The 23,569-nt window shown below is 59.1% G+C and carries 22 protein-coding genes; 18 read left to right on the forward strand and 4 right to left on the reverse strand.

What is annotated here, in order from left to right:
• Positions 1-780: restriction endonuclease subunit S (locus tag M7F93_RS06490; protein WP_298170871.1), on the reverse strand; the 780-nt coding region annotated here is incomplete at its 3' end.
• Positions 777-3,533 carry a type I restriction endonuclease subunit R gene (locus tag M7F93_RS06495; protein WP_298170874.1) on the reverse strand — a complete coding sequence of 919 codons (2,757 nt, stop codon included), beginning with the start codon at positions 3,531-3,533 and terminating at the stop codon, positions 777-779. The genes M7F93_RS06490 and M7F93_RS06495, both read right to left, overlap by 4 nt.
• 165 nt (positions 3,534-3,698) lie before the next feature.
• Between M7F93_RS06495 and M7F93_RS06500 the strand changes: the two genes are divergently transcribed.
• From M7F93_RS06500 to rpoS, 6 genes are all read left to right on the forward strand, one after another.
• Entirely contained in the window at positions 3,699-4,862 is a 1,164-nt protein-coding gene (locus M7F93_RS06500; RefSeq protein WP_298170877.1) for a cation diffusion facilitator family transporter, read from the forward strand.
• A gap of 155 nt (positions 4,863-5,017) precedes the next feature.
• Positions 5,018-6,433 carry a glutamate--ammonia ligase gene (glnA, locus tag M7F93_RS06505; RefSeq protein WP_298170880.1) on the forward strand — a complete coding sequence of 472 codons (1,416 nt, stop codon included), beginning with the start codon at positions 5,018-5,020 and terminating at the stop codon, positions 6,431-6,433.
• A gap of 148 nt (positions 6,434-6,581) precedes the next feature.
• On the forward strand, positions 6,582-7,145 hold the full coding sequence (locus M7F93_RS06510) for a DUF4124 domain-containing protein (RefSeq protein ID WP_298170883.1): 564 nt from the start codon (positions 6,582-6,584) through the stop codon (positions 7,143-7,145).
• 95 nt (positions 7,146-7,240) lie between these two features.
• Entirely contained in the window at positions 7,241-7,993 is a 753-nt protein-coding gene (gene surE / locus M7F93_RS06515; protein ID WP_298170887.1) for a 5'/3'-nucleotidase SurE, read from the forward strand.
• Positions 7,975-8,676 carry a protein-L-isoaspartate(D-aspartate) O-methyltransferase gene (locus M7F93_RS06520; protein WP_298170890.1) on the forward strand — a complete coding sequence of 234 codons (702 nt, stop codon included), beginning with the start codon at positions 7,975-7,977 and terminating at the stop codon, positions 8,674-8,676. The genes surE and M7F93_RS06520 overlap by 19 nt, the downstream gene beginning before the upstream one ends.
• Positions 8,673-9,614 (forward strand): RNA polymerase sigma factor RpoS, encoded by a 942-nt coding sequence (gene rpoS, locus M7F93_RS06525; RefSeq protein WP_298170893.1) that lies wholly within the window; start codon positions 8,673-8,675, stop codon positions 9,612-9,614. The genes M7F93_RS06520 and rpoS overlap by 4 nt, the downstream gene beginning before the upstream one ends.
• 11 nt (positions 9,615-9,625) lie before the next feature.
• Here rpoS and M7F93_RS06530 read toward each other — a convergent pair whose 3' ends face one another.
• On the reverse strand, positions 9,626-10,000 hold the full coding sequence (locus M7F93_RS06530) for an Mth938-like domain-containing protein (RefSeq protein ID WP_298170896.1): 375 nt from the start codon (positions 9,998-10,000) through the stop codon (positions 9,626-9,628).
• 95 nt (positions 10,001-10,095) lie between these two features.
• On the opposite strand from M7F93_RS06530, the gene alaC reads away from it, so the two are divergent.
• The 7 genes from alaC to M7F93_RS06565 all read left to right on the forward strand — a co-directional run bounded on the left by alaC (position 10,096) and on the right by M7F93_RS06565 (position 17,148).
• A complete protein-coding gene (gene alaC / locus M7F93_RS06535) occupies positions 10,096-11,277 on the forward strand; it encodes an alanine transaminase (protein ID WP_291522049.1) in 1,182 nt (393 codons plus the stop codon).
• A complete protein-coding gene (locus M7F93_RS06540; protein WP_298170901.1) occupies positions 11,277-12,599 on the forward strand; it encodes a homoserine dehydrogenase in 1,323 nt (440 codons plus the stop codon). The genes alaC and M7F93_RS06540 overlap by 1 nt, the downstream gene beginning before the upstream one ends.
• Positions 12,600-12,645: 46 nt before the next feature.
• The gene (gene thrC, locus M7F93_RS06545; RefSeq protein ID WP_298170904.1) at positions 12,646-13,776 is read left to right on the forward strand and encodes a threonine synthase; all 1,131 of its coding nucleotides are present in this window, start codon (positions 12,646-12,648) and stop codon (positions 13,774-13,776) included.
• Positions 13,776-14,741 carry a hypothetical protein gene (locus M7F93_RS06550; protein WP_298170908.1) on the forward strand — a complete coding sequence of 322 codons (966 nt, stop codon included), beginning with the start codon at positions 13,776-13,778 and terminating at the stop codon, positions 14,739-14,741. The genes thrC and M7F93_RS06550 overlap by 1 nt, the downstream gene beginning before the upstream one ends.
• A complete protein-coding gene (locus M7F93_RS06555; protein WP_298170912.1) occupies positions 14,742-16,520 on the forward strand; it encodes a single-stranded-DNA-specific exonuclease RecJ in 1,779 nt (592 codons plus the stop codon). It abuts the gene before it with no gap.
• Between the two features lie 158 nt (positions 16,521-16,678).
• A complete protein-coding gene (locus tag M7F93_RS06560; protein WP_463670959.1) occupies positions 16,679-16,909 on the forward strand; it encodes a CopG family ribbon-helix-helix protein in 231 nt (76 codons plus the stop codon).
• On the forward strand, positions 16,897-17,148 hold the full coding sequence (locus tag M7F93_RS06565) for a type II toxin-antitoxin system RelE/ParE family toxin (protein WP_298170918.1): 252 nt from the start codon (positions 16,897-16,899) through the stop codon (positions 17,146-17,148). Before M7F93_RS06560 ends, M7F93_RS06565 begins: the two co-directional genes overlap by 13 nt.
• 510 nt (positions 17,149-17,658) lie before the next feature.
• Here the strand turns inward: M7F93_RS06565 and M7F93_RS06570 are convergent.
• Positions 17,659-17,967 carry a hypothetical protein gene (locus M7F93_RS06570; RefSeq protein WP_298170922.1) on the reverse strand — a complete coding sequence of 103 codons (309 nt, stop codon included), beginning with the start codon at positions 17,965-17,967 and terminating at the stop codon, positions 17,659-17,661.
• A gap of 1,107 nt (positions 17,968-19,074) precedes the next feature.
• On the opposite strand from M7F93_RS06570, the gene M7F93_RS06575 reads away from it, so the two are divergent.
• The 5 genes from M7F93_RS06575 to M7F93_RS06595 all read left to right on the forward strand — a co-directional run bounded on the left by M7F93_RS06575 (position 19,075) and on the right by M7F93_RS06595 (position 23,556).
• Positions 19,075-19,371, forward strand: a complete 297-nt coding sequence (locus tag M7F93_RS06575) for a type II toxin-antitoxin system RelB/DinJ family antitoxin (RefSeq protein ID WP_298170925.1) — start codon at positions 19,075-19,077, stop codon at positions 19,369-19,371.
• Positions 19,358-19,543, forward strand: coding sequence for a type II toxin-antitoxin system RelE/ParE family toxin (locus tag M7F93_RS06580; RefSeq protein ID WP_298170927.1), 186 nt, complete (start codon positions 19,358-19,360; stop codon positions 19,541-19,543). The genes M7F93_RS06575 and M7F93_RS06580 overlap by 14 nt, the downstream gene beginning before the upstream one ends.
• Positions 19,544-19,689: 146 nt before the next feature.
• Positions 19,690-20,788 (forward strand): peptide chain release factor 2 gene (gene prfB / locus M7F93_RS06585; RefSeq protein ID WP_298170930.1). Its coding sequence is split into 2 segments (ribosomal slippage): positions 19,690-19,764 and positions 19,766-20,788, totalling 1,098 coding nucleotides; the frame shifts between segments, so codons are not numbered across the junction.
• A 36-nt stretch (positions 20,789-20,824) separates the two neighbouring features.
• Positions 20,825-22,315: a lysine--tRNA ligase gene (gene lysS / locus M7F93_RS06590; protein ID WP_298170933.1), complete on the forward strand. Its 1,491-nt coding sequence runs from the start codon at positions 20,825-20,827 to the stop codon at positions 22,313-22,315.
• A complete protein-coding gene (locus M7F93_RS06595) occupies positions 22,312-23,556 on the forward strand; it encodes a lipoprotein-releasing ABC transporter permease subunit (RefSeq protein WP_298170936.1) in 1,245 nt (414 codons plus the stop codon). The genes lysS and M7F93_RS06595 overlap by 4 nt, the downstream gene beginning before the upstream one ends.
• Positions 23,557-23,569 lie beyond the last annotated feature (13 nt).

A 23,569-nucleotide genomic window follows, 5' to 3' on the forward strand; every position in this document is an offset into this window, starting at 1 on the left:
GGTGGTGTCTGGCTTTACGGGTTCGGGGTATTTGCTTTGCCAGCCTTGGGGTGGGGTTTTGCCTTGGGCGGCGAATTTGGCGCGCTGTTGGGTTTCCCAGCGGGTGCGGCGTTCCTGGAGAATGCGTTGCAGCAGTTGAGCGCCAGTTTCGATGGGTTCGCCGCGGCGGGCGCGGTCGGCGCGCCATTGGGCGGTGAGGCGGCCTTCGACGGCGGCTTTGAGCAGGGATTGGCGGTATTGGGTGAGTTTTTTCTGGGCGGCTTTGAGTTCGGCGACACCTGCGTCGAGGTCGGAGAGAAGTTCTTCCAGTTTGGTGACAATGCGGGTTTGTTCGGCGTTTGGTGCCACGTTAAAAGTTGTTTGGCGGACAAACTGCCCGCTTATTGCTGAAAAGGTTGAGCCAGTGCCCTGCTCAGATAGCCATGATTCAATATGTCTGAAGTGGTAGAAGAGGTATAACTGGTTAATGCTAGGAAGACCTCTTATGGCCGCTAGTCCACGTCCAATGCATGATTCTGCCGGCGTTATGTTTGTTGGCCCTACAGGTGCTCTAACAGATAAAATGATGTCTCCGGCCTTGGCAATTTTCGTAGGCTGAGAGCACCATTTTTTTATTTCTGGATAACGTTCCCTAAATTCACTTTTGCCTTGGAAAAATGGTAGACCATTTCCTTGGTTATTATAAAATTGTGATTCCGGGGATTGGCCCATTTCTATATTTGCGATTTGTTCTAGTGGAACCCGTATCCAAGTGTTTGGAAGTTTATCAACACAGCTCACGCCACCAACCCCGCATTCATCTCATCCATCAACTCATCCAACTGCGGCCCAAACACCGCCCACGCCTTCTGCAATCCGCCTTTCCCCGCCAATTCCGCAAAATCGAAATCCTCGCGCTGAATGCTGCAACTGCTGGCGATATGGTCTTTCATCAGGCGCAGCCACTCGGTTTGTTCGGGGGTGAAGGCGCTGCTGCGCTGGGCGTTGTGGCGGAATATCCATTCCTGAAAGCGCCGGTCCACCTGTTCGCGGAAGGGCTGCAGTTCATCCTCCATTCCGAGGGCGAAACGCACCAGTGCGACGAGGTCGGTGAGCTGGCGTTTCAGGTTGGCGCCCTTCACCTGACTGGTCTGCACACGGGCGTAGCTGTTCCATAGGCGTTCGGTGGTGAGCAGCAGGGGCGGGCGGCTGAGGCGGCTGTGCAGGTCTTCGATCATCTCCAGGGTCAAGGCGCGGCGCTGGTAGGGTTGCTGGTAGAAAAAACTGAGGGCGGCAATCTCGTCCTTGTGCGCGGCGAGGTACTCCTGAAAGGTCTGGATGCTTTGCGCGGCCTGAGCTTCGGCCTGTTCGGCAAAACCGGAGTAGATGACCTGATCGAGATTGATGTGGTCGATGATCTGCTCCCGTTCGCGGCGGGCGGCTTCGATTTCGTCGCGCAACTCGGGCCGGTCGAAAGGCGCGCAGGCGGCGGCGAGTTCATCGTCGCTGAGGCTGTCTTCCGTGCGGGTGATGCCCTGGGCCTGTGCCGTGGCCAGCGCCGTCTGCACGATCTGGTCGGGGTCGAGGGCGCTGATGAGCTGCTTGCCCAGCGCTCCGGCAGAGAGGCCCCCGGCGGCCTTTTCAATGCGGGCGCTGGCCTTGTCGTCCACTTGTTTGTGCAGGCGCAGCAGGCGGTTGGCGAGGCTGAGGACGGTATCGTCGTCGCGGTGGCCGATGGCCACGCCTTGCAGCAGGTCTTTGAGGGCGACGCCGGGTTTGCGTTCCAGCGGGCGCGATTCGGTCTTGAGGGATTTTTCCACGCCCACGGCGTCGATGAGCACAAAGCGGTCCTTGGCCCCGGCGGCGCTGTTGCTGACGCGCTGCAGGCTTTCGCCGTCCAGGGAACGCACGCCCCGGCCTTTCATCTGTTCGTAATAGCCGCGACTGCGCACATCGCGCATGAAGAGCAGCACTTCCAGCGGCTTGACGTCGGTGCCGGTGGCGATCATGTCCACGGTGACGGCGATGCGCGGGTAAAAGTCGTTGCGGAAGCTGGCCAGAATGCTGTCGGTGTCTTCTTCGCTGCGGTAGGTCACCTTTTTGCAGAAGGCGTTGCCCTCGCCGTAGACCTCGCGGACGATCTGGATGATGTCGTCGGCATGGCTGTCGGTTTTGGCGAAGATGAGGGTTTTTGGAGTCTCTGCGCGGTTGGGGAAGATGGCTGTTTCCACAGCCGTTTTCATGGCCATAATCACTTGGCGGATTTGGCTGGGATTGACCACGGAGCGGTCCAGTTCTTTGCCGCTGTAGGCGGTGTCGTCCTCGGTTTCGGCCCAGCGCTTTTTGCGGGTGGCGCGGTCGCGGTGGTCCACCCATTCTTTCGCCTGCAATTGCGCGCCCCTGGCGGTGATTTCGGTGTCGATCTCATACACGTCATAGCCGACGTTGACGCCATCGGCGACGGACTGCTCGTAGGTGTATTCGGCGACGACGTTCTCATTGAAAAAGCCGAAGGTGCGCTGATCGGGGGTGGCCGTGAGGCCGATGAGCGAGGCGTCGAAGTAATCCAGCACCTGCTTCCAGAGGTTGTAAATGCTGCGATGACATTCGTCGATGATAATGAAATCGAAAGTCTCGATGGGTACAGCGGGGTTGTAGCGGACCGGCTTTTTCTGGGCGGGGTTTTGCTGCAATTCGTTGAGGGAGACATCTTCGGCGGAGTCGTCGATGGGCTCGCCGCTGAGAATGGAATACATGCGCTGAATGGTGGAGATGCAGACCTGCGCGTGGGGGTCGATGGCGCTGGAACTGAGGCGTTGGACGTTGTAAAGCTCGGTGAATTTGCGCCCATCATCGGGGGGCGTGTAGGCCATAAACTCCTGATGCGCCTGCTTGCCGAGGTTGCGGGTGTCCACCAGAAAGAGGATGCGCTTGGCGCCACCAAACTTGAGCAGACGATAGGCGGCGGTAATGGCGGTGAAGGTTTTGCCCGCGCCGGTGGCCATGTGGATGAGGGCGCGTGGCTGGCCGCGGGCCAGGGATCGCTCCAGTCCGGTGACGGCGCTGATCTGGCAGTCGCGCAGGTTGTGGGTGGGCAGTGGGGGCAGCGCTTCGGCGAGGCGGCGGCGCAGGGTGCTGGGTTGGCGCCAGGTCTCGGCGAGGTGTTCGGGGCGGAAGAAATGGAAGATTTCCCGGGAGCGCGGGGCGGGGTCGCGGCCATCGGTGAAGCGGATGATCTGCCCGGTGGCTTCAAAGAGAAATGGCAGGGGTGCGTTGTCCTGCCGCCATTTGAGGGTTGCATGGGCGTAGCGCAGGGTTTGCTCTTCGGCCCGGGTGATGTTTTCTCCGGCTTCATCGCGTTTAGCTTCGATGACCCCTACCGGGTGCCGATCCACGAACAGCAGGTAGTCGGCGGGGCCAGTATCGGTGTGGTATTCGCGCACGGCGACACCCCGTGATGCACCCAGATTGAGTTGCTTCATGTCCTGTACGATCCAGCCGGCCTGTTCCAGTTTCTGGTCGATCTGTTGCCGGGCTTTGCTCTCCGGGCTCATGGGGCGGTCCTTATTATGGTGCAGCGCGTTGCGCGTAATGGCCTGATCCTACCATGAGGTGGCAGTAAGAGTTAGTTTTTGGGGGGGCGTTTTGGCATACTGCGACACTGTCGACTTTAAGCCCGAGCCGACGTTCGGTGATATTTACAGAAGAGGCCCTGAGTAGTGGCAGAAAGCATCAGTCGTACGGAGCGCGGCAAGCAGAACATGCGGGTGACCCTGATGGGGGCGGGCACCAACGTGGTGCTGTTTTTCATCAAACTGGCGGGGGGCATTTTCGGGCACTCTAGTGCGCTGGTGGCGGATGCCATCCATTCCCTTTCGGATCTGCTGTCTGATCTTGGGTTGGTGTTCGCCATGCACTTCAGCAGCCAGCCGCCGGATCAAGAGCATCCCTACGGTCATGAGCGTTTTGAAACGCTGGCGGCGCTGGCCACGGGCAGCCTGCTGGCCATCAACGGGGCCGGGATTGGCTACGAGGCGGTCCAGCAACTCATTATCGGCCATTACGGCATGCCAGCTATCTGGACCCTCTACATCGCCGCCTTTGCCATCGTCACCAAAGAGACACTCTACCAGATCACTATCCGGGTAGCCCGCAGGACCCGTTCAGCCGCATTGCGCGTCAATGCCTGGGATCACCGCACTGATGCGATTTCCAGTGTCATCGTGTTTATCGGTATCGGTGGCAGTTTGCTGGGCGCGCCTTATCTGGATTCGGTCGTCGCCCTTATCGTCGCCCTTATGGTGCTGCGGATCGGCTTGGTCACCGGCTGGGAAGCGGTGCAGGAATTGGCAGATCGTGGCCTTAGTGATGAAGCACTGGCAGCGATTCGCGAGGTGATTCTCGGCTGCGAGGGGGTGCGCGATCTGCACCTGCTCAAGACCCGTAAAATCGGCCATCAGGCCCTGGCCGAGGTGCATCTGCAGGTGATGTCGACCCTGAGTGTCTCCGAGGGGCACCAGATTGCTGAGCGGGTGCGAATAACGTTGTTGCGGCAGGTGGATGAGCTGGCTGATGCTACCATCCACATCGACAGCGAAAATGATGAGGATGGGGGCGTGGTTCTGCCGCCGCGCAGCGAGATTGAAAAAGTGGTGTGTGAGTGTCTGCTGGCGCGGAACTTGCCTTTAGCAGAGCAGATGACCTTGCATTACCTCAAGGATGGCGTCGTGATCTGCATGCGTTATCACTTGCCGCCAGCGGAAACATTCGCTAGCCTGCAGGACATGGAAACACGGCTTAAGGACGCCTTGCAGGGGCAGGTGCCGGGCTTGCAGCAGGTGGATGTGGTCTGGCAGTTGCCAAAAACATCGCCCGCTCTATGATAGTGCATATTTTTGGATTGCACCATAATTGGGCGCTATATTGGTGCATATTTGGAGTCCGAATTGTTATCGGCATGGTAGTTATAGTCTGGTATGAATTTTGTACGCGCAGTTTGTTCAGGGTCGTGAATATTTCTTGATTGGAGGAGAAGCAAATGGGTTATAGCCCCAGTGATGTGGTCAAGTTGATTAAAGAAAAAGACATCAAGTTTATCGATTTCCGCTTTACCGATACCAAGGGTAAGGAGCAGCACGTCTCCGTCCCCGGCCACACTATCGAAAAAGATACCTTCGTTGATGGCAAGGCTTTTGATGGCTCCTCTATCACCGGCTGGAAGGGCATCAACGAGTCCGACATGATTCTCCTGCCCGAGGCTGACTCTGCCGTTCTCGATCCTTTTACGGATGAAACCACCCTCATTATCCGCTGCGACGTCATTGAGCCCGCCACCGGTCAGGGTTATGAGCGCGATCCCCGCTCCGTCGCCAAGCGTGCCGAGATCTACCTGAAGAGCACGGGCATCGCCGATACGTCCTACTTTGGTCCCGAAAATGAATTTTTTGTTTTCGATTCCGTGACCTGGAATATCGACATGAGCGGCTGCGCTTACAAGGTGGATGCCGAAGAGGCCGCCTGGAATTCCGGCAAGGAATATGAATCCGGCAATATGGGCCATCGCCCCGGTGTGAAGGGCGGTTATTTCCCGGTTCCGCCGGTGGACTCCGCGCAGGACCTGCGCTCCGCCATGTGCTTGGCCATGGAAGAAATGGGTTTGAAGGTGGAAGTGCATCACCATGAGGTCGCTACGGCCGGGCAGCACGAAATCGGCGTCGGCTTTAATACGCTGACCCGCAAGGCGGACGAGGTGCAAATCCTCAAATATGTCGTCCACAACGTAGCGGCGGCTTATGGTCAGACGGCCACTTTCATGCCCAAGCCCATCGTCGGTGACAACGGCAGCGGCATGCACGTCCACCAGTCCCTCGGCAAGGATGGCAAGAACATCTTCGCGGGTGATCTGTATGGCGGACTGTCGGAAATCGCGCTGTACTACATCGGTGGCATCATCAAGCATGCCAAGGCGATCAACGCGCTGACCAACCCCAGCACCAACAGTTACAAGCGTCTGGTGCCCCATTATGAGGCGCCGGTGCTGCTGGCTTATTCCTCCAAGAACCGTTCGGCGTCCATCCGTATTCCTTTCGTCAACAGCCCCAAGGCCCGACGCATCGAAATACGTTTCCCGGACTCCACCGCCAACCCCTACCTGGCGTTCTCTGCCATGCTGATGGCGGGTCTGGACGGTATCCAGAATAAAATTCATCCCGGCGACGCCATGGACAAGAATCTTTATGATCTGCCCGCGGAAGAGCAGGCCAACATCCCCGGTGTGGCGGCGTCGCTGGAAGAAGCCCTGCGCTCTCTGGAAGCCGACCATGACTTCCTTATGAAGGGTGGCGTGTTCTCCGAGAGCTGGCTGGAAGGTTATCTGGATGTGAAGTGGGCCGAGGTGCAGACCTTGCGTATGACCACCCATCCGGTGGAGTTCCAGATGTACTACAGTCTCTGAGATGGGATACAGCCCGCCGTGGTGGCGGGCTTTCCCCGGCTTCATCAGCCCCGTGCTTTATGCGGGGCTTTTTTGTGGCCGCTGCCTTGACAATCGGGGGCTTGGGGACCATATAGAGAAATGCCACGCTGGTGAGGAGAGCAGGCTGATGAAGTACAGAAAATCCCTTTTTACCTCTGGTAAAGGTGAATCAAAGCGCCCACTAATGGCGGGTGTGTGTATTTTCCTGTCGGCCTTTCTGATCAGCACTTCCGTGGATGCATCAACCATTTATCGTTGGGTGGGTGGTGGTGGAGTCGTCAGCTATGGCGAAACCCCACCTGCGGGCGCTAAAGACGTCGAGCAGATCTCCGGGGCACCGCAGAACTCGGTCAGCACGCCCGTGTCTGCGTCCAGTGGTAGTGTTGTCACCCCATCGCCATCTGCCGCACCCACGCCCACCCGACCCGCGGTAAATCCGGCCTTGAAGCGTCTGCAGGCGGAGCTGGTTGTGGCGCGGCTGGCGCTGCTTCAGGCGACCAAAAACTACGAGCAGGGCAAGGCCATACGCACCGGCAACGAGCGTAATTATGCGCGTTATCTGGATCGGGTAAATGGTCTGAAACAGGCGATGGATGCGGCGCAGTTGCGCGCGCTATTGCTCCAGCGACAGATCCAACAGGTACAGAATGAAGGATCGGCGCCGGCGGCCCCAGGGCGCGCGGCGCATTAGTTTATCGGGTGCGGCGTGTGTCCGAGGATAGACCCGAAGTGTTTCGTAGCTTACCATAGACCTAGGATAGCCACTGCACGCCTTTGGGAGACCTAATGCCGCGTTTCTTGCTCAGTAACGACGATGGTTATCTGGCACCGGGACTGGCGGCACTTGCTGAAGCAATAAGACCTTTAGGCGATTTGGAAGTGCTGGCGCCGGAGCAGGATCGTAGCGGCGCCAGTAACTCCCTCACCCTGGACCGGCCGCTGCGGATGCGTACCGGACTCAATGGGTTTCATTATCTGGTCGGCGGTACGCCCACGGACTGTGTCCACCTTGCCGTCACCGGCATCTTCGCGGAAACACCTGACATGGTGGTCTCCGGTATCAACCGGGGTGCCAACATGGGTGACGATGTACTCTACTCAGGTACCGTGGCCGCCGCTACCGAAGGACGTTTTCTCGGCTTGCCTGCCATCGCGGTTTCCCTGGCTGGACGCGATTGCACCCACTTTTCGACTGCAGCCCAGGTGGCCGCCAAGTTGGTGACGGGGGTGCTGCGTCATGTGCTGCCTGCTGATACCATTCTCAACGTGAACGTACCGGATTTGCCCTATGATGAAATTCGCGGATTTGAAGTGACACGTCTGGGGCGTCGCCACAAGAGTGACATGGTGATACCGGCGGCGGATCCCCGTGGCGATCCTGTTTACTGGATTGGCCCTTCCGGGCGGGAGGCCGATGCTGGTCCTGGTACCGACTTTGACGCGGTGCGCCGCGGTTACGTTTCCATTACACCGTTGGATCTGGATATGACCCGCTACAATTTTCTCGATGGTTTGAACCAATGGCTGCTTCATTGCTAGCCTTGAGTCCTGAAGTCGGCATGATCTCCCCGCGTACCAGGGGGCGGATGGTGCTCCGTCTGCGCGCGGAAGGTATCCGTGACGAGCGGGTGCTGGACGCGATGAATCGGGTTCCGCGCCATCGCTTTGTCGCGCAGGCGCTGGCGGGGCGTGCCTATGAGCCGGTATCCTTGCCCATCGGTTATGGGCAGACTATTTCCCAGCCCTGGACCGTGGCGCGGATGATGGAGGTGATCCTGGAGGGTAGGGACATACCGCAGCGGGTGCTGGAGATTGGTACCGGTTCTGCCTACCAGACCGCCGTGCTGGCAGAACTGGGGGCGGAGGTCTTCAGCATTGAGCGTATCGGCCCGCTTCAGGAGATGGCGGAGGCGTTGCTGGGGCGGCTGAGCTATCGTCAGGTGCATCTGCATCACGGCGATGGTAGTGGTGGCTGGCCGGAAAAGGCGCCCTTTGATGCGATTGTCATTACGGCTGCAGTGCCCTGCGCCTTGGCGCCCCTTTATCGTCAGTTGCGGGCCGGGGGTAGATTGGTGATGCCGGTAGAAGAAGGCATCGAGCAGCACTTGCAAGTCAGTCATTGGGATGGCAGCACGGCGCAGGTGATTCTGCTGGGCACCTGCCATTTTGTCCCCTTGCTGGCGGGAACGGTTGCGGTAGCCTCTGGAGAGTGTGTCGGATGAAAAGCGCGAACAGGGACGAGGAAGCGGGCGTTCAGGCAGGAGCCTCGGAGAAGGAAGAGGATGTTCCGGAAAAAGCCGATTGGGTAGAAGATTTTGGTGAGGCCCATGATTGGGATGCTACCCGCTGCTATCTGCGGGAGATCGGGCATAGTCCGCTGCTGACGGCAGAACAGGAGGTCACCCTCGGACGCCGGGTTCAGGCCGGAGATCAGGCGGCACGCTGCACCATGATAGAGAGTAACCTGCGTCTGGTGGTAAAGGTGGCGCGGCGTTATATCAACCGGGGGTTGCCGCTCCTGGACCTGATCGAAGAAGGCAATCTCGGGCTGATCCGGGCGGTGGAGAAATTTGATCCGGAGCGCGGTTTTCGCTTTTCCACCTACGCGACCTGGTGGATTCGCCAGAATATTGAGCGGGCGCTGATGAATCAAACCCGCACCATCCGCCTGCCCATTCATGTCATGAAGGAACTCAGCGCCGTGCTGCGCGCGGCCCGCTGTCTCGGGCAAACCCTGCAGCGGGAGCCGACGCCGGAGGAGGTGGCAGAGGCTTTGGACCGCCCCGTAGACGCGGTGCGTGGCTGTCTGGAAATGGATGGCCGGATGACGAGCCTGGATGTGCCCCACGGCCGCGAGTCGGATCGTCCTCTTGCGGAAATTGTGGCCGATGTTGATGCGCTGGGCTTGGAAGAGAGCTTGGCCGATCGGGATCTCTCTCATCAGGTGCACCAGTGGATTGCAACCATGACCGAGAAGCATCGGCTGGTACTGCTCTGGCGTTTCGGGCTGGATGGTGCCGACGGGGCGACGCTGGAAGAGGTTGGTTCTCGCCTCGGCGTTACCCGGGAACGGGTGCGGCAGATTCAAGTAGAGGCCTTGCTGGTGCTGCGCCATCACATTGAAAGGGAAGGGCTGACGCCGGAGAGCCTCTTCGGCTGACGGCGGTGGGTTCAGGCTTCGGGCGGCAACAGGGCGGCGATGACCACGCGATCTTCGGCCAGCAGAATATTGTAGGTGCGACAGGCGGCGCTGGTGTCCATCACCTCTACGGCGAGATCAGCGATGCGTAGGGCACGCATGAGTTCCAGCGGAAAATACTGACGCTTGCCGGTGCCCAGCAACACAATATCGGGTTTGCGCGCCAGCACTTCGGCAAAGTGCGAGAGCTGGAGCGCGTTGGCATGCTCCGGTCCCCAGGGGCTGTGCAGCCAGTCGGCACCGACCAACAGGCCCTGCGCGTGGCGCTTGCCGTGAATGACGATGCCCTGCGGCCCGTAGGCGTGGACGACATTGCGGTGACCATCGTGTTGCAGGTGTAATTTCATGTTGAATGTCCCTCATGCGGATTGACAGGCCCGCTTTGCCTCTCTATTGTTCTTCGATTTCGGCATTTGCTACAACCCTGAAGGCCCGCGCCACCATGAACAGTGATTTTGAACGTATCCGTCGTCTCCCCCCTTATGTATTTAACATCGTTACGGACCTGAAGAATCAGGCCCGCAAGCGGGGCGAGGATATCATCGACTTTGGCATGGGTAATCCTGATCAGCCCACGCCCCAGTATATTGTCGACAAACTCTGTGAAACGGCCCAGCGCGGCGATACCCATCGCTATAGCGTGTCGCGCGGCATCCCTCGCCTGCGTCGCGCCATCACGACCTGGTATGAGCGCCGCTACGGCGTGCAGCTCGATCCCGAGTCTGAAGCCATTGTCACCATCGGCTCGAAAGAGGGTATTGCCCATCTGGCGCTGGCGACCATGGGGCCCGGCGATACGGTGCTGGTGCCGAGCCCGACATATCCCATCCATCCCTACGGTTTTGTCATCTCGGGCGCCGACGTGCGCCATGTGCCGATGCTGCCGGGGGTGGATTTCTTCGAGGAACTGGAAAAGGCCGTCAAGGCCGCCTGGCCGAAGCCGAAGATGCTGGTGATCAACTTCCCCCACAACCCGACGGCGGCGGTCGTGGAGCTGGACTTTTTCGAGCGGATTGTCGCGTTTGCCAAGGAGCACCGTATTTGGGTGGTGCATGATCTGGCCTATGCGGATATCGTCTTTGATGGCTATAAAGCGCCGAGCTTTTTGCAGGTGCCGGGGGCCAAGGACGTGGGCGTCGAGTTCTTCACCCTTTCCAAGAGCTACAACATGCCCGGCTGGCGGGTGGGTTTTGCGGTGGGGAATCCGAAGCTGGTGGGTGCGCTGGCGCGAATGAAGAGTTATCTGGATTACGGCACTTTTACCCCCATTCAGGTGGCGGCCATCACCGCACTGGAAGGACCGCAGGATTGCGTGGAAGATATCCGGCTGATGTATGAGCAGCGCCGCGACGTGCTCTGCGAGGGGCTGGATGCCGCAGGCTGGGTGGTCGACAAGCCCAAGGCAACCATGTTTGTCTGGGCAAAAATTCCCGAAGCCTTGCGCAAGATGGGCTCCCTGGAATTCTCCAAGCTGGTACTGGACCGCGCCAAGGTGGCGGTGAGCCCCGGCATCGGCTTTGGTGAGTTGGGCGATGAATATGTGCGTTTCGGGCTGGTGGAGAATGAGCACCGCACCCGACAGGCCATCCGCGGCATCAAACACATGTTTCGTGAGGATCTGTAATGGCGGATGCAATGGAGCCGGTACGGATCGGTATTCTTGGTATGGGCACGGTGGGTCAGGGCACGGTGCGGGTGTTGGAGCGCAATGCCGAAGAAATCGTGCGCCGGGTCGGACGCGAGTTACGGGTAGTGCATGCGGCAGTGCGTAATCCCGCACGTTTGGCGGGACTGGGTCTGGATGCGCGGATCAGCAGCGATCCTTGGGCGGTGGTACGCGATCCCGAGGTGGACGTGGTTGTCGAGGTGATGGGAGGCCAGGAGCCGGCCCTGAGCTTGTTGATGGCTGCGATCGCGGCGAGTAAGCATGTGGTGACCGCTAACAAGGCACTGCTGGCCGAGCACGGCAACGAGATTTTCGCGGCGGCGCAGGCGCAGGGGGTGATGGTCGCCTTCGAGGCGGCGGTGGCGGGTGCCATTCCCATCATCAAGGCGATCCGTGAGGGGCTGGCGGGCAACCGGATTCAGTGGTTGGCGGGCATTATCAACGGCACCAGCAACTATATCCTCTCCCAGATGTTCCACGCGGGCTGGGATTTTCAGCAGGCACTGACTGAGGCGCAGCGCCTGGGTTATGCCGAGGCCGATCCGGGACTGGATGTGGATGGCGGCGATGCCGCGCACAAGATTACCCTGATGGCGTCCATTGCCTTCGGTATTCCGGTGGATTTCGCCCATTGTCATGTGGAAGGCATCTGTGCGCTGGAACGGACCGATGTGGTCTATGCCGCCGAGCTGGGTTATCGCATCAAGCTGCTGGGGATTGCGCGGCGCCGCGCGGATGGCGTCGAGTTGCGGGTCCATCCGACCCTGATTCCCCATAGCCATCTGCTGGCCAATGTGGAGGGAGCCTTCAATGCGATTCTGGTGGAGAGCGATGCGGCGGGGCAGAGCCTTTATTATGGGCGCGGTGCGGGCGGTGATCCCACGGCCAGCGCCGTGGTGGCTGACCTGGTGGACGTGGCGCGGACCATGACCGCCGATCCCAGCAACCGGGTGCCCCATCTCGCCTTCCAGCCCGATGCCATGAGTGCCTTGCCACTGCTGCCCATGGCCGAAGTGGAGAGCGCTTACTATCTGCGCATCCACGCCCACAACCGCCCCGGTGTGCTGGCACAGGTGGCGACGATGCTGGCGGAATATGAGATTTCCATCGAAGCGCTGGTGCAGAAAGAGACACCGGAGGCAGACAGCGTGCCCATCGTCCTGCTGCTGCACCGCTGCCGGGAGGGTGACCTGGAGCAGGCCATCGCCCGCATTGAAGCCCTGCCAGTGGTCGTTCAGCCCGTATTGCGCCTGCGCGTCGAGAGTTTGGCGGAAGGGTGATCCATCCGCCACACTGAATTTTGGCATTTTAAATCAGGATAACTCCATGACCCGTTATACCGGCATTATCGACCATTACCGTGCCTTTCTGCCCCTGGCTCCCGAGACTCCGGCGGTGAGCTTGGGCGAGGGCAATACGCCGCTGATCGAATGCATCAATATGCCCCGCCAGCTCGGCCTCGATATCCGCCTTTTCCTCAAATTTGAGGGCCTGAATCCCACCGGCTCCTTCAAGGACCGTGGTATGACCATGGCGGTGACCAAAGCCAAGGAAGAGGGCAGCGAGATGGTGATCTGCGCCTCTACCGGCAACACTTCGGCGGCAGCGGCGGCCTACGCGGCGCGGGCGGGAATGCGCGCTTTCGTGGTGATCCCGGAAGGCAAGATCGCCCTCGGCAAGCTCTCTCAGGCGATGATGCATGGTGCCATGGTGTTGCAGATTCGCGGCAACTTCGATGCGGGCATGCAGATCGTCCAGGAAGTGGCGGCCAATGCGCCGATCACCCTGGTGAACTCGGTCAATCCCTATCGCTTGCAGGGCCAGAAGACGGCGGCCTTCGAGATTATCGAAGCGCTGGGCGAGGCGCCCGATTATCACGCACTGCCCGTGGGCAATGCCGGCAATATCACCGCCCACTGGATGGGTTACTGCGAAGCCACCGACGGGCGGACTGACAAGTCCCAGCCTCTGACCGCTTCCTGCAAGTTCTGTAATGGCGTCTGCACCTATGGTCACGGTAAGGCGGGCAAACGACCGAAGATGCTGGGCTTTCAGGCGGCAGGCAGTGCCCCCTTCATCGTCGGCCACTATGTGAAAGACCCCGAGACCATCGCCACGGCCATCCGTATCGGTCATCCCATGTCCTGGGATCAGGCGCACAAGGTGCAGGCGGAAAGCGGCGGCTGGTTTGGCGGTCATAGCGATGTCGAGATTCTGGAGGCGCAGCGCTGGCTGGCGCAATACGAGGGCGTTTTCTGCGAACCGGCCTCGGCGACTTCGGTGGCGGGGGTGGTGGCCGCGGCTCGCGCTGGAAAAATTGAAGCGGGCGCGACGGTGGTCTGTACCCTCACCGGGCATGGCCTCAAAGATCCCGATACCGCTATCGCCCAGGGTGGCGAAGTGCTCACCGTGGATGCCAGTCTGGAGGCCGTGCAGCGCGCCATCCTGGACCGCTGATGGCTGATCTCTGCCTCTGGCTGTCGGGGTTGCGCGGCGTGCCGGAGGACGACCTGGGAGCGGTGCTGCCGCGTTACTGGGGGCGTGGGCGGGCGGAGCGGTTAACGGCTGCTTCCTCTCTGGAGGTGGCAGGGCGTTTGCTGGGTTTCAACGGCTTGCTGCCGGCGGCGGCACTATTGGCGGAGTCTGAAGGTATAGCGACCGAAGGGCACTGGGTCATCGCCCTGGAGCCGGTGGCGTTTCGCGGACAGGCGGGGCGGGCGGTGCTACAGCCCATGCCCGGCCTGGAGGAAGCCGCCGCTGCGGCACTGTTTACGTCTGCTGTTGAGCACATGGCGGATACCCCCTGGACTCTGCGGCGCGGCGCCCGGCGCTGGTATGTGCTGGCCACCGACACGCCCGACCTGCACTGTCCCGATCCCGAACAAGTCTGGGGCCGCGAGCCGCTGGCGCTGCAAGCCACCGGTGCCGATGCCCGGCGTTGGAATGCCTTCCTCAATGAGTTGCAGATGCTCCTCGCCGCGCATCCCGTCAATCAGGATGTCGATGCCAGCGGTCAGGAACCCTGGTGTCTGTTCTGGGCCTGGGGGGAGGGGCGTTTGCCCTCTGTGCGGCTCATTCCGAAGTGGCAGACCGTGGCGGCGGAGGCGGACTACCTGCAGGCCGCAGCTCGTTGGCTGGGTTTGCCTCTGTCTTATCCCAAAGCGCTGCAGGCCGCAGTAAAACTCCCCGATGACCTGCTCTGGGTCTGGTCCGGGGCCTGGCTCTATCCCGATGCGGCAAAGTCTTTCGCGGCGCTGGTCCCGGCCCTGCAATCATTGTGGCGGAGCGGCGGGCGCCTGGAGTGTTTGACGGGTGTGCTCGCCAGCGGTGGTATAGAGCGCCTAACGGTTCGGCGTGCAGATCGCTGGCGCTTCTGGCGCAGCCCAGCCCGGCCGGGCCATGCGCTGCCGGGCGTTTGGTAGATGGCTGCGGAAGCCGTTCGTATTGTCGACCGTCCTGTGGCGCCGACGATATTGCGCGCGGCTTTGGAGCTCGGATATACCCCGCTCCAGGCCCGGATCATTGCCGGTAGATTAAGTGATGCGGATGTGGCGAAGTTGCCGGCATTGTTGAGTCTGCAGTTGAGTGCTCTGACGCCCCCGGATAGACTGCCCGATATCGACATCGCTTCTGAATGTATCGTCTCCGCCATAAAACAAGGATTGCCCATCCTCCTGATTTCCGACTTCGACTGTGATGGCGCCTCGGCCCATGCGGTGCTGAAGTTTGCATTCCGGGATTATTTCGGCGTCCCAAAAGCGCGGATTCACAGCTATATCGGACATCGTCTGCGGGACGGCTACGGCGTCACCGAAACCCTGACGGACCGCATTATTGCGGAGGCCCCCCGTCCCGCCCTGATCATTACCGCGGATCAGGGGAGCACGGATCATGAGCGGATCGCCCGGCTGCGGGATCATGGTTTTATCGTCGTCGTCACGGATCATCACGGCGTGCCCGCGTCCGGGCCGCCACCTGCGGCCATGGCTTGTGTAAACCCGGTGCGCGAGGATTCGGCGTTTCCCGATCCTTACATCGCCGGCGTGCATGTGGCGTGGTTGCTGTGCTGTGCGGTTCGCCAGCGGCTGATTCGGGATGGCGACCTTCCCGCCACTGCGCCAAAACTCGGTGGCCTTCTAGATCTCGTCGCCCTGGGCACCATGGCCGATTGCGTCAATCTGGCGCGATCGACCAACAACAAGGCGATTATCGCCCGCGGCCTAGCGATCATGAACTCGCCGGTGGCGCGGCCCGCTTGGCAGGCCTTGTATGTTGCTACGAACGGCAAAGGCCCCATCACCGCCGCTACCCTGGCATTTAATTTTGCGCCCGTCATCAACGCCCGCGGACGTTTGGATTCGGCACTGGGCAGTGTTGATCTGTTGATGAGTGATAACGCTCCGGCCGCGGAAGAACTGGCGCAGCATTTCGTGGAGCACAACACCGAACGTAAGGCGGTTCAGTCGAACATGCTGCAAAGAAGCACAAAACAGGCGGCACAGCAGGTTCGGGATGGCGCGGCGGCCATTACGATATTCGACCCGGAAGGCCACCCGGGTGTCCACGGCATTTGTGCGGCGCGACTGGCGGAGTCTTTCGGCAGGCCAGTCGCTTATTTCTCGCCAAAAAATGACGCGGAACATATCACGGCATCGCTCAGGACCGTGCACGGTTTTCATGTACGGAATGCCTTGGCGGAGATTGCCGACCGTTATCCCGATGATTTTGTCGCCTGGGGCGGCCATGCGGGCGCTGGCGGGGTGACCTTGAAGCGCGATGGTCTGCAGCGCTTTGCAGCAGCATGGGAATCTGTCGCGGCGAGCGCTTTGCGTGACCACAGGGTTGGCCCGGAAATTGTCACCGATGGTCCGCTGGAGGTGATTCCCAGCTTCGCCGTTGTGGAAGAGCTGGCCGCTTTAGAACCCTTTGGTCGCCAATGGGAGCACCCCGTTTTCAGAAGCCACGGCCGGATTGAACAGGTCCTCCCGGTAGGCGACGGCAGCCACTTGAAACTGATCGTGAAAATGGATGCGATGGACTATGACGCCATCTGGTTCGGTGCCGTGGAAAATGGCATCTGCCCGGTGGGAGTGGGGCAGACCGTACTCATGGCTTATGAACTGGATGTGAATACGTTCCGGGATACAATTACCTTGCAGTTGCGTATTCGGCATGCTGCATTGGTGAGCGAAGGAGGTTGATGACACTTTGGATCTATGGATCCGGGTGGGTATGGGTGATAATAGGACTGGTATGCTAAGTTAATACAAATTAATACTGCGGAGATCCCGATCATGCCCCCATCAGCCCCGCCCACCGTCCCCATGGCAGTCAAGATGGATCTGGAGATGCAAGACGAATCAAGCGTCTGGGCGACGCGCGCCACCGTTCCGTGCACTGGATGATGAAAGAAGCGATCCGCCAGTTTGTGGAGCGGGAAGAACAGCGGGAAGCGTTCAGGCAGGATGGCATTCGGGCGTGGGAAGCCTATCAGTCCAACGGACTGCACGCGACGCTGGAAGAGGCTGATGCCTGGTTGTCCCGCCTGGAAGCCGGTGAAGACGTAGAACCACCACATTGCCACGTCTGATCTGGTCCCCGCCTGCGCTGCTGGATGTGCGGCGGCTGTACCGGTTTCTGGCGGAGCGGAATAAAGGCGCCGCACAACGTGCCGTTAAAACCATCCGGGCCGGGGTAAAAATTCTGGCGGTACACCCGGAGGCCGGTCGTCCGGCAGAAGACATGGAACCGGAATACCGCGAGTGGCTGATCGATTCTGGGGCAGCGGGTATGTCGCGCTGTACCGGTATGATGGAGAGACCGCGCTGATCGTTGCGGTCCGACACCAGCGGGAGGCGGCCCACCGGAGAGGTTTAGCGAACATTGAAAGGTAGACGGGTTGGTGGACACTTTCAGGGTCGAATCAGGCCCCAAAAGTGTCCAGAAACTGAAGTGTCACAAACCTTCTTTTTGTATACCATTAATTATAGCCTTGGTGGAGTGCGATGAGGCTTGTCATCATCATACCCATTGTCTTGTGTCAGAGAATAGAGGTATGAAGCAATTAGTCCGATCATGCCGCCAATTACGACGCCAGCGATCAAATACTCTAATGATTGCTGTGCATAAGGTTGTGCGAGACGCTCAATACCGTGAAGATTTTGTCCGTCAGTTATAACAATATAGAAAGGTAGTTGCCCTATGAATGGGATTGCTGGACGGAGAAGATACCCTACACATCCGCCTAGTATGGCAAAAATTGCTATCAACATATTTCATGCTCCAATAAGCTGGCCACGCCAACCATTGCTAGACCGCTACTCCCGATTGACACTACGTTCACGGCATAAGCTCTTCATTTTTCCATTTAATCCATAGTTCAGCAGTCATATAGCAATCACGCCAATTACTTAATATATATTCAAAATCAGCCTCTCTGTCCTTGTTTTTAAGATACGAAGGAGGACTAATCTCTTTATCAGGAAAGTAATGCTTGTAAGCTTCTTTCAGTCCAGGCCCTAAAATCGAACCTCCACCAGGTCTTGGCGGCCATCTGATATCAGATGTAATTTCCAGTATGTCATTGTGTTCACAATCAATATGAAAATCTGTTTCTGACGAGAAACCGAGTATTTTATAAATCTCCATAATATCTCGTATTTTTCCGTTGAAGCTAACGATCGTTCCTGTACATGAAACAATCCTATTTGCTCCCTTAATCATTTTTTCTTAAATCCAATATTCCTATAATATTTATTCCCCAATCAAATGCTAGAACCTCCCTTTTATCCGCCATATCTATGATGCCCAACTTGAAGCCGATCTAGTTGCTTGATTTCTAGTGACAAGACCTTTTATATCATTGTGTCCTGTGTTCATTGGGAGCCGTAGGCGTACTCAATGGTCTGCAGGGCTGGCCTCGTCACTTTCCATGACAGGATGCTCACTGGTCGCATGGTCAGGGTGTCGGTTTCTGGGTCGTAGTGTACCTTCATAGCCCCCTCCAATACTGGCTCACCTTGCTTGGGCGAGCATGGGTTGGTTTTGATCTGCCACGATAGCCCTGACCAGCATCTCCGTCCTTCTGGGAAGGTTGTCACCGATTGGAAGGCTACCAAATTATCTTTCTCCGGGACGATGGGCGTCGGTTTCTTGACTACAAGTTGACCTCACGTTTCACGAAATTCATGGCATGTTCTAAGCTGGACATGCGGTGCTTGAGATCGCTCATATCCTCGACGATTTGGTCCACGCGCCCGCTGATGTGGCGCAAACGCCCCAGTACCAGGTTTTCGGTGTTGCCGTCATGACGTAGTCCTCATCGGGGCCGCTCGCCCCAAGTATAAGCTGTTTGGGCGATTTCTGGAATAAATTGATCTTCGGCGTTGCACTGCTTGTCGGTGCGGACCAGTGGTTTCCACGCTTGTGTTTGCGGCATGGCCAGGCCGCCCAGGCTCCAGGGTGAATACATACCCAGCTGGGAACCACGGCTGGACAAAGCGACTCAGAGCCAGAATGGCGACCGGTACAGGAATATTCCTCTGAGAAAACCAAGAGGCGCACCGAGATCACCTTCATAGAAGAACGTCTGTAGCGTCATGGTATTTGCGCTGCAAGACTGGCGGAGTCCTTTGGCAGACCCGTCGCTTATTTCTCGCTCAAAGCCGAGGGCGAACATATCACCGCTTCTCGGAGAACTGTTGCTTGTCTCTCTAATGAGATACACTATCATGGATAGTACCTGGAGGAATTCCGATGACTCAAACCTCAATGCTGCATGTTCGCGTGGACGACAAGCTGAAAGCCGACGCGGCGGAGAAACTCGCTAACGTTGGCCTGACCATTTCGGATGCCGTGCGCATCCTGCTCACTCGCGTTACCAAGGAAGGCGGCTTGCCTGTGGGTCTGGTAGCTGACCCGGATGCCTATGACGCATGGTTCCGGGAAAGGGTGCATAAGGCATTGGATGATACGCGACCGACTGTGCCGCATCGCCAGGTTATGGATGAGGTGCAATCGCTGATTGATAGGAAGCGTCGTGCTCGTACTTGAGTGGCGGGAAGCGGCCAGCGCCGATCTGCTGGCGATTGTCGATTATATTTCGGATGACAACCCGGACGCTGCCCAACGCCTGAAAGACGACATTGAGGCCAAGGCCGCAAATCTGCTGGAGCATCCGATGCTCTACCGTGCCGGGCGGGGGCGGGCGGGGCCGTGTCTGTAAGGGTTTTAGCGCGCGCAGCCGCTTGCGGCGAAGTCGAAACACTGGAGATCAGCGCCGAAACTGCGCATAATTACGGCCTTTGCGTGCAGGGCAACCGGGTGCGCGCTGGTATGGCCCTGATGCAACTTGATGGAAAAGGAAGTATCATGAGAGAAGTGAATGAGATGCGTGCGCTGCACGAAGATCTCCAGGTCCGTGTCGTGGGCCTGAGGGGGTATCTTTGACCTCGAAGAAAAGCGCGGTCGTTTAGAGGAAGTTCAACGGGAGCTGGAAGACCCGACCATCTGGAACAACGCCGAAAAGGCCCAGGAACTGGGTCGCGAACGGTCTGCCCTGGAAGCCATTATCACGCCCTTGGACAAGCTCACCGCGAGCCTCGCCGATGGCGGCGAGATGCTGGAGTTGGCCCTGAGCGAGCAGGACGAAGAACTCCTCGCCGCTGTCGAGGCGGATCTCGACACCGCCCTGGCCATGGTCGAGAAGCTGGAATTTCAGCGCATGTTCTCCGGCGCGCAGGATGCGGCAAACTGCTTTGTGGATATTCAGGCCGGCGCGGGCGGTACCGAGGCACAGGATTGGGCGGAAATGATTCTGCGCATGTATCTGCACTGGGCCGAATCCCATGGCTTTGCGGCGGAACTGGTGGAGGTCTCCGAGGGCGAAGTGGCGGGCATCAAGTCGGCCAGCATCCATGTGCGCGGTGACCATGCCTTCGGCTGGCTGCGTACCGAAACTGGCGTCCATCGCCTGGTGCGCAAATCGCCTTTCGACTCCGGCAATCGCCGTCATACCAGCTTCGCCAGCGTCTTTATTTATCCCGAAATTGACGATAGTTTCGAGGTAGATATCAATCCGGCGGACCTCAAGGTGGACACCTACCGGGCCAGCGGGGCGGGTGGTCAGCATGTCAACAAGACCGACTCGGCCATTCGTATCACCCATGTGCCTTCGGGCATTGTCGTGGCCTGTCAGACCGACCGCTCGCAACACAAGAACCGGGCCGAGGCCATGCGCATGTTGCGCTCCAAACTCTATGAGATGGAGATGCAGAAACGTGCTGCCGAGAAGCAGGCGCTGGAAGACAGCAAAAGCGATATCGGCTGGGGTCATCAGATCCGTTCCTATGTGCTGGACCAGTCGCGGATCAAAGACCTACGCACCGGGGTCGAAGTGGGCGATACCCAGAAGGTGCTCGATGGGGCGCTGGATATTTTCATTGAAGCGGCGTTGAAGGCCGGATTGTAAGCGGTAGTCACTCAGTATTTTGCAGGAAGGGGATGGATGGTGGATCAGGAACTCAATGACCAGATGCAGGTGCGGCGCGACAAGCTGGGACACTGGCGTAGCGAAGGCCATGCCTATCCCAACGGCTTCCGTCGCGATGCCTTGGCGGACGACCTGCAACAGCGTTATGGCGATATGGATACCACGGTGCTGGAACAGGAGCCCATTGAGGCGCGGCTCGGCGGGCGGCTGATGAGTCGTCGGGTCATGGGTAAAGCCAGTTTCGCCGACATTCAGGATCAGTCCGGGCGCATTCAGCTCTTTGTCAGCCGCGATAACCTGGGCGAAGAGGTCTACGCGCGCTTCAAGGGCCTGGATTTCGGCGACATCATCGGTGTGGAAGGCCTCTTGTTCCGCACCAAGACCGGGGAACTCTCGGTCAAGGTGCATAGCCTCCAACTGCTGAGTAAAGCCCTGCGCCCGCTGCCGGAAAAATGGCACGGACTCGCCGACCCGGAAACCCGTTTCCGCCAGCGTTATGTCGATCTGATCGTCACCGAAGCCACCCGTCGCACTTTCCAGATTCGTGCCGAAACGGTGGCAGCCCTGCGCGATGGTCTGCGCCAGCGCGGCTTTTATGAGGCGGAGACGCCCATGATGCAGCCCGTCCCCGGCGGTGCCACGGCGCGGCCCTTCGTCACCCATCACCATGCCCTCGACATGACCCTTTACCTGCGTATCGCCCCGGAGCTGTACCTCAAACGGCTGGTGGTGGGCGGTATTGAGCAGGTCTTTGAGATCAACCGCAACTTCCGCAATGAAGGCATCTCCCCCCGCCATAACCCTGAGTTCACCATGCTCGAATGGTACGAGGCCTACGCCGACCATGTACGCGCCATGGATCTCACCGAGACCCTGATCCGCGCCGCGGCACAGGCGGCCCTGGGCACTACGGCGATAAACTATCAAGGGCTGGAGATCGACCTCGGCAAACCCTTCCACCGTTTGACGGTGATGGAGTCGGTGCGTGCCCATAACCCCGATCTGGCGGATGCCGATCTGCGGAACCCCGCGGTGCTGGCCGCTAAGCTCGCGCAATTGCACTTGCCCTGTCAGCCCGCCTGGGGCTGGGGCAAGCGTCTCATCGAAATCTTCGAGAAGACGGTGGAAGGCCATCTCCAGCAGCCCACCTTCATCACCGAGTATCCCCTGGAAGTCAGCCCGCTGGCGCGCCGTAATGATCTCGACCCCGAGGTCACGGATCGTTTCGAGCTGATGATCGCCGGCCGCGAGCTGGCCAACGGCTTCTCCGAGTTGAATGATCCCGAAGACCAGGCCGCCCGCTTCCGGGCGCAGGTCGAGGCCAAGGATGCCGGTGATGAAGAGGCGATGTGCTTCGATGCCGACTATATTCGCGCCCTGGAATACGGCATGCCGCCGACGGCGGGGGTGGGGCTGGGCATCGACCGTCTGGTCATGCTGCTCGCCGATCAGCCCAGCATTCGCGAGGTGATTCTCTTTCCCCATCTGCGGCCGGAACAGTCATGAGGTTTTATGAACTCTGGATCGGGCTGCGTTACACCCGCGCCAAGCGTCGCAATCACTTCATCTCCTTTATCACCGGCACGGCGATCATGGGTATGGTCATCGGCGTGGCGGCACTCATCGCGGTCATGGCGGTGATGAATGGTTTTGACCATACCCTGCGCTCGCGGATTCTGGCGGTGACTTCCGATGTGATCATTCAGGGCAACGGGGTGCCGGTGCTGGACTGGCCGACGGCGGTAAAGCGCCTTTCCACGCTTCCCGATGTGACGGGTGTGGCGCCCTACGTGCAGGCGCAGGCCATGCTTTCCCACGACGGGCTGGTCAGCGGTGCGGTGATCGAGGGCATTGATCCAGCGCTGGAAAGCCGCGTCAACAAACTGGCCAAGGACATGAAAATGGGCGAGTTGCAGTCCCTGCAGACCCATCCCTGGAGTATCGTCCTCGGGCGTGCGCTGGCGCGGCAACTGGGCGTGACCGTAGGTGACAAGATCACCCTGATTTCTCCTCAGGGTGGCGTGACGCCGCTGGGTGTGACCCCCGCCTTGCGCCAGTTCACGGTGGTCGGACTCTTTTCCGTCGGTATTTACGCCTACGACAGCGGCATGGCCTATATCAACCTGAGTGACGCGCAGCGCCTCTACGGGCTGAACCAGGGCGTGACGGGCCTGCGCATGCAGATCAAAGACCCCTTTGCCGCCTCGGCCTTCGCCGCCCATCTGCAACAACAGCTCGGTGCCGCCTTTTATATCCAGGACTGGACCCAGACCCATGAGAACTTCTTCAAGGCCCTGAGCATGGAGAAACTGGTGATGTTTGTGATCCTGTCGCTCATCATCGCCGTTGCCGCCTTCAACATCGTGGCGACACTGGTGATGGTGGTCACCGATAAGGAGACGGATATCGCCATCCTCCGCACCATCGGCGCAACGCCGCGCAGCATCATGCTGATTTTTATGGTGCAGGGTGCGGTGATCGGGCTTTTTGGTACGCTGCTCGGGGTGCTTTTCGGGGTGTTGCTGGCTTTGAATATTCCCACGCTGGTCCCGGCTCTCGAACAACTTATACATGTCCAGTTTATCTCGCCGGAGGTCTACTCCATCAGCCAGTTGCCCTCCAAGCTGAAACCCTGGGATGTGATCCATGTGGCCATTGCCGCGCTGATCATGAGTTGGCTGGCGACCTTGTATCCCTCCTGGCGTGCTTCCCGCGTCGCCCCGGCGGAGGCTCTGCGTTATGAGTGATCGGATCATTCTT

Source organism: Acidithiobacillus sp. (assembly GCF_027322205.1).
Classification (GTDB): domain Bacteria; phylum Pseudomonadota; class Gammaproteobacteria; order Acidithiobacillales; family Acidithiobacillaceae; genus Acidithiobacillus.